General features: G+C 69.2%; 6 protein-coding genes and 1 pseudogene. 4 read left to right on the top strand and 3 right to left on the bottom strand.

The features are described from left to right. Positions 1–113: 113 nt before the first annotated feature. The 3 genes from aroC (at position 114) to E8A12_RS10145 (ending at position 2,224) form a co-directional block, all read left to right on the top strand. Entirely contained in the window at positions 114–1,199 is a 1,086-nt protein-coding gene (gene aroC / locus E8A12_RS10155; protein ID WP_293368256.1) for a chorismate synthase, read from the top strand. Between the two features lie 226 nt (positions 1,200–1,425). After that, a complete protein-coding gene (locus E8A12_RS10150) occupies positions 1,426–1,941 on the top strand; it encodes a response regulator (protein WP_293368254.1) in 516 nt (171 codons plus the stop codon). Positions 1,942–2,005: 64 nt separating this feature from the next. Beyond that, a complete protein-coding gene (locus E8A12_RS10145; protein ID WP_293368252.1) occupies positions 2,006–2,224 on the top strand; it encodes a hypothetical protein in 219 nt (72 codons plus the stop codon). A 7-nt stretch (positions 2,225–2,231) separates the two neighbouring features. On the opposite strand, the gene E8A12_RS10140 is transcribed toward E8A12_RS10145, so the two are convergent. From E8A12_RS10140 to queC, 3 genes are read right to left on the bottom strand one after another with little or no spacing between them, the layout of a single operon-like run. Beyond that, entirely contained in the window at positions 2,232–2,600 is a 369-nt protein-coding gene (locus E8A12_RS10140) for a 6-carboxytetrahydropterin synthase (RefSeq protein WP_293368250.1), read from the bottom strand. 34 nt (positions 2,601–2,634) lie between these two features. Next, positions 2,635–3,267 (bottom strand): 7-carboxy-7-deazaguanine synthase, encoded by a 633-nt coding sequence (gene queE / locus E8A12_RS10135; protein WP_293368248.1) that lies wholly within the window; start codon positions 3,265–3,267, stop codon positions 2,635–2,637. After that, positions 3,264–4,001: a 7-cyano-7-deazaguanine synthase QueC gene (gene queC / locus E8A12_RS10130; RefSeq protein WP_293368246.1), complete on the bottom strand. Its 738-nt coding sequence runs from the start codon at positions 3,999–4,001 to the stop codon at positions 3,264–3,266. Before queC ends, queE begins: the two co-directional genes overlap by 4 nt. A gap of 109 nt (positions 4,002–4,110) precedes the next feature. Between queC and E8A12_RS10125 the strand changes: the two are divergent. Then, positions 4,111–4,736 (top strand): annotated as a pseudogene (locus E8A12_RS10125) (hypothetical protein); the annotation flags it as partial.

Raw genomic sequence — 4,736 nt, 5'->3', positions numbered from 1 at the left:
CCAGGGCCAGACCCACTTCGAGGCCCTGCAGGCCGCGATCGGCTTCTTCGGCCGCACCCTGGGGATGCCCTGAGTTTGGTCGCCGGCGGCTTAGCCGCTACAAGCGCCTCGCCATGTCGCACAACACCTTCGGCCACCTCTTCCGCGTGACCACCTGGGGCGAGAGCCACGGACCGGCCCTGGGCTGCGTGATCGACGGCTGCCCGCCGAACATCCCGCTCACCGAGGCCGACGTGCAGGTCTGGCTGGAAAAGCGCCGACCGGGCCAGGGCAAGTTCGTCACCCAGCGCCAGGAGCCTGACGCGGTGAAGATCCTCTCCGGCGTCTTCTCCGACGAACGCCATCGCGACCAGGTGACCACTGGCACGCCGATCTCCATGCTGATCGAGAACGTCGACCAGCGCAGCCGTGACTATTCCGAGATCGCCACCGCCTTTCGCCCCGGCCACGCCGACTACAGCTACTTCGCCAAGTACGGGGTGCGCGATTACCGCGGCGGCGGCCGGCAATCGGCCCGCGAGACCGCCGCGCGGGTCGCCGCCGGCGCCGTGGCCCGCAAGATCGTCGCCGGCGTCACCATCCGCGGCGCTGTCGTCCAGATCGGCCCTCACGCCGTCGCGCCGGACCGCATCGACTTCAGCCAGACGGAGACCAACCCCTTCTGGTGCCCCGATCCGGACATGGCGCCGGTCTGGGAAGAGCACCTGGAGGCCATCCGCAAGGCCGGCTCCTCCACGGGCGCCATCGTCGCCGTCGAGGCCACGGGCGTCCCCGCCGGCTGGGGCGCGCCGGTCTATGGCAAGCTAGACGCCGAACTGGCCGCGGCGCTGATGTCGATCAACGCCGCCAAGGGCGTGGAGATCGGCGCGGGCTTCGCCGCCGCCGCCCTCACCGGCGAGGAGAACGCCGACGAAATGCGAGCCGGCGACGACGGGCCGATCTTCCTCTCCAACAGCGCCGGCGGCATCCTGGGCGGCATCTCCACCGGCCAGGCGGTGACCGCACGCGTGGCCTTCAAGCCCACCTCCTCGATCCTCACCCCGCGCCGCAGCCTCAACGAGGCCGGCGAGGAGATCGAGCTAAGGACCAAGGGCCGCCACGACCCCTGCGTCGGCATCCGCGCAGTGCCGGTGGTCGAGGCCATGGTCGCCTGTGTGCTGGCCGACGCCTTCCTGCGCCATCGCGGCCAGACCGGCTGAATTTCCTGGGCAGGGCGGACGACCAGCGGTAGGTAATGTCGGGTATTCGACACACGCCTAGTTTGCAAAGCAGTTTGTCTTTCTTCGCCAGCAACTTAGCTTTTGAGAAATCGCCGTGATTTGGCATTGACCGGCCGTGTTTCCGCCACCTAATCAGCCGCACTCCCACTGGCCGAGTCGCGGTCAGCGACGGGACGAGCCGGCCAATAACGGACGCTGATCGCCCTTGCGCTACGACCTCCTGAAAATCCTCCTGGTGGACGACAACCATCACATGCGGATGCTGCTGTCGGAGATCCTGAAGGCGATCGGCGTGCGCCATATCTTCGAGGCCAGCGACGGGGCGCAGGGCCTGCAGATGATGAAGAACCACAACGTCGATATCGTCATGACCGACCTTTCCATGCAGCCGCTGGACGGTATCGACTTCGTACGCCTGCTGCGCCGCTCGCCGGACAGCCCCAACCAGCTGTGCCCGGTGATCATGATCACCGGCCATTCGACGATCGCCCGCGTGCAGGAGGCTCGCAATGCCGGGGTCAACGAGTTCCTGGCCAAGCCGCTGACCGCGCGCAGCGTCCTCGAGCGCGTCGCCCAAATCATCGACCACCCGAGGCCGTTCGTGAAAAGCGCCGACTACTTCGGCCCCGACCGCCGCCGCCGCGCCGATCCCGCCTTCGCCGGACCGTTCCGCCGCGATACCGATGGGACGCCCCGAAGGGCCGCGATCCACGAGCTCTGAGACACGCCTTATTTCTTCACGGATCGGCGCGCAGGATGCCGGCCAGTCCGGGGAGATTCTTGAGATGTCGCTGCGAACCATCGCGGCGGGCGCGGCCCTCGCCGCGGCCGCCATCCTGCTTTCAGGCTGCATTGTCCTGGGCGCCGCCGGCGCAGTCGGCGGCGCGGCTGTCGCCGTCACCGGAACCGCCGTCGGCATCGCCGCCAAGGGCGTCAGCGCCACCGCCCACGGCGTCGGCGATGTCATCGGCGGCGGCAAGAAGGACGACAAGCCCGCGAATTAGTCCTCGCTCAGAGGCTGAGGGAACAGCTCTCGCCGATGCTCGGGCGCGAGACCACCACGCGCGACAGGCCGGGGAACTCAGCCTTCAGCTGTTCGGCGAACCACAGGCACAGGTGCTCCAGCGTCGGGCTCTCGAGGCCCGGCTTTTCGTTCAGCAGGCCATGGTCCAGCTCCGCCGCCGCCGCCCGCAGCGCGCGGTCCAGCTCGCCGAGGTCTGCGACCCAGCCGATCGCGCCCTGTTCCTCGCCGCGCACGCTGGCCTCGACCTTGAACGAGTGGCCGTGCAGGCGCGTGTAGGGGCCCGTGGGCCCCGCCGGCAGGTGGTGCGCCGCGTCGAACGTCGCGGCCTTGGTGATCTCGAAAATCCTGGAGCTCATCTGATCTTGTACGGCGGGGAGGTCTAGTCGCGCCTCAGGCGATGCCGAGGTACTTGTGCGTCTGCACGCTTAAACGCCAGCGGGGATGGGCAAGGCAATAGGCGATGGCCGCTTGGGTGTTCTCCGCCCGCCTCGGCCCATCCATCGGCTGCAGCAGGAACCGTTCGAAGAAGAGCCCCTCGAACCGCGCTGGATCGACGCCCTCCTGGGGATAGACCAGCTTCAGTTCCTGGCCCCTGGTCTGCGCCACCGGCGCCTGGGCCTTGGGGCTGACGCAGATCCAGTCGACGCCATCGGGGACCGGCAAGGTGCCGTTGGTCTCCAGCGCCAGGGAAAAGCCCCGCCCATGCAGCGCCTCGATCAGCGGCGCATCCAGCTGCAGCAGGGGCTCGCCGCCGGTCAGGACCACCAGCCGGTCGTCGGCCCCGCCTTGCCACGCCGCCTCGACCGCCGCCGCCAGGGCCTCGGCGTTGGCGAACCGGCCCCCGCCGGGCCCGTCCATGCCGACGAAATCGGTGTCGCAGAAGGTGCAGACCGCACTGTCCCGATCCTGCTCGCGGCCCGACCAAAGGTTGCATCCGGCGAAACGGCAAAACACCGCCGGACGGCCCGCCTGGCCGCCCTCGCCCTGCAGGGTCAGGAAGATCTCCTTGACCGCGTAGCTCATCCTCGCAGCACCGGGCGCTCCTGCGCCACCCAGCCCTCCCAGCCCTTCGCCCGCAGCTCGCAGGCCGGGCAGGTCCCGCAGCCGTAGCCCCAGGGGTGCAGGGCGTCGCGTTCGCCCAGGTAGCAGGTGTGGCTCTCCTCGACGATCAGCCGCACGAGCGCGTCTCCGCCCAGCCCCTTGGCCAGCGACCAGGTGTCGGCCTTGGTGATCCACATCAGGGGCGTCTCGATGACGAAGTCCTGGGCCATGCCCAGGTTCAGCGTGGTCTGCATGGCGTCCAGCGTCTCGCGCCGGCAGTCCGGATAGCCGGAGAAATCGGTCTCGCACATGCCGCCGACCAGGGATTTCAGGCCGCGTCTGTCGGCCAGCGCCGCCGCGTACACGAAAAACGCCAGGTTTCGGCCCGGCACGAAGGTCGACGGCAGACCTTTCTCGGTCATCTCGATAGCCCGGTCGGCGGTGAGCGCCGAGGCCGCGACAGCCCCGAAGCTGGAGATGTCGAGCACATGGTCCTCGCCCAGCCGCGGCGCCCAGGCGGGGAACTCGCGGGTCATGCGCTGGCGCACCGCCAACCGGGCCTCCAGCTCCACCGCATGGCGCTGGCCGTAGTCGAAGCCCACGGTCTCGACCTGCCCATAGCGTTCAAGAGCCCAGGCCAGGCAGACGCTGGAGTCCTGCCCGCCGGAGAACAGCACAAGGGCGCCGGCCTCCCGCTGGGTATTTAGGTCGATCATCGCCCTCATATGCGCGATCGGACCCGGCTTCGCAAAGAGGCCGGCCAGACCCGCCGGACAATGCGTGTGTCGCCTCTGTGACTTAACCTCTCCGCAAGCGCTTGGCGCCATGGTGGCGGCTGTCGCGTACCGCAACCTTCGGCTGTCCATGTCCCTCCCCGAGTTCTTCTTCGACCGCGTCACTGCCGAGATCATCCAGCAAATGGATGGCGCGCTGGCCCTGACCGATCAGCTTTCGCGGCAACGCCTGACGCCAGACGCCCAGTCGTGCGTGAGCGGCGTGGCCGAGGCCGCCCAGGGCGTACGCCGGCTGATGGAACGCGCGTCCGACCTGCGCAGGGTCACCCTGCACGGCGTCACCCTCGATCCCGCGCCGCTTCGCCTGCGCGAACTGGTCGACGAAGTCCACAGCCGCTGGCAGCCCGCCGCGGCCAACAGCGGCGTGACCCTGCTCGTCTCCTACGACGGCGATCCGGACGCCTGCGCGCTCGGCGACCGCGCCCGCTTGCTGCAGGTGTTCGACGGCTTCGTTGGCGAGGCGGTGGCCGCCATGCGCCGCGGCGCAGTCGAGGCCAGCGTGCGCACGGTGGTCGGGCCCGAAGGCGTGCGCCTCGAAGGCCGCGTGCGCGGCGCCCGCGATCCGGCTTGGCAAGGCCATGACCTGGAGACCCGGGTCCGCGAGATCGAGGCCCGCTTCGGCCTGGAAGTGGCCATCGGCGTCGTCATGGCCCGTCA

Origin of the sequence: Phenylobacterium sp. (assembly GCF_004799395.1) — a bacterium.
Taxonomy (GTDB): domain Bacteria; phylum Pseudomonadota; class Alphaproteobacteria; order Caulobacterales; family Caulobacteraceae; genus Phenylobacterium.
Note: the sequence above shows the minus strand (reverse complement) of the source record. Positions and strands in the feature narration are given on the sequence as shown.

Excerpts from the sequence above, each read along its gene's own strand:
- aroC (WP_293368256.1), top strand. The coding sequence starts at position 114 with ATGTCGCACAACACCTTCGGCCACCTCTTCCGCGTGACCACCTGGGGC.
- E8A12_RS10145 (WP_293368252.1), top strand. The coding sequence starts at position 2,006 with ATGTCGCTGCGAACCATCGCGGCGGGCGCGGCCCTCGCCGCGGCCGCC.
- E8A12_RS10140 (WP_293368250.1), bottom strand. The coding sequence starts at position 2,600 with ATGAGCTCCAGGATTTTCGAGATCACCAAGGCCGCGACGTTCGACGCG.
- queE (WP_293368248.1), bottom strand. The coding sequence starts at position 3,267 with ATGAGCTACGCGGTCAAGGAGATCTTCCTGACCCTGCAGGGCGAGGGC.
- queC (WP_293368246.1), bottom strand. The coding sequence starts at position 4,001 with ATGATCGACCTAAATACCCAGCGGGAGGCCGGCGCCCTTGTGCTGTTC.